Below are 951 nucleotides of genomic sequence, written 5' to 3'. Positions count from 1 at the left end.
CGGCACTCTCAGCGCGATAGACGGCTTTGAAGTCCCCGCAGATTTCAGCCCGGTCTGAAACACGGACTTTATGGGCAATGGTGCGGGCAAGATGGACAAGACATGTCTGATACTGAGCATGGGGATAGACATGGAAGATACTGTCCGTGATGCCTTTCAGGCCATCAGAAATAAACAAAAGAACTTCGCCTGCGCCTCTTTCCTTGATATCAAGAAGCAGCTCTTTCCAGACAAATGCCGACTCTGTGGGAGCGATTGTGTAGGCAAGGACTTCTTTTGACCCGTCTTCCCGGATACCGACCGCCAGGTAGACGGCTTCTTTCGAAACCGTTTCACGCTTAACGGCAATGTAGGTGGCATCTAGATATACACAGACATATCGGGCACTAAGGGGACGGCGGATAAAAGCTTCAATCTGCCCCGTCATCGCTTTGGCCATGTTGGAGACTGTCTGCGGTGTGTAGTGGTGGCCATACATCTTCTCAATCAAATCGGAGATTTCAGTCATCGTGACACCTTTTTGAAACAAGTGAATGACAAACGATTCGAGTGTGTCATTGGAGCGCCGGTAAGGTGCGATGGTCTGTTGTTTAAATTCTCCGTTGCGGTCACGCGGGATCGTTAGCTGGAGATCCCCATATTCGGTGTGCAGCGTACGGGAATAGGCACCATTGCGGGAATTGCCCGAGTTAAAGCCAATCCGGTCGTATTTCTCGTAATCTAAAAACGCCGTTAATTCGGCTGCAAGCAGTGAATTAACCGCTTTTTCAAGGTGTAAACGAAATACTTCAGTAATATCTTGTTTTTTTACTAGAGCGTCGACGATATCTGTTGTAAACTGGTTCATAGGGAAGACCTCTTTTCTGTGAATTGTGTTGTGGTGATTCAATTCTACAAGAAAAGGTCTTCCTTTTTCTATTTACTCATTTACACAAAATATTTTACGCTCTC

At 46.8% G+C, this 951-nt stretch carries 1 protein-coding gene; it reads right to left on the bottom strand.

Annotation, left to right across the window (positions count from 1 at the left end; genetic code table 11):
* A partial coding sequence (locus tag M3221_RS25410) for an IS256 family transposase (RefSeq protein WP_251274815.1) occupies window positions 1-847 on the bottom strand: 847 nt, incomplete at its 3' end.
* Between the last annotated feature and the right edge of the window lie 104 nt (window positions 848-951).

The organism is Domibacillus indicus, assembly GCF_023715895.1.
Taxonomy (GTDB): Bacteria; Bacillota; Bacilli; order Bacillales; family Domibacillaceae; genus Domibacillus; species Domibacillus indicus_A.
Note: the sequence above shows the minus strand (reverse complement) of the source record. Positions and strands in the feature narration are given on the sequence as shown.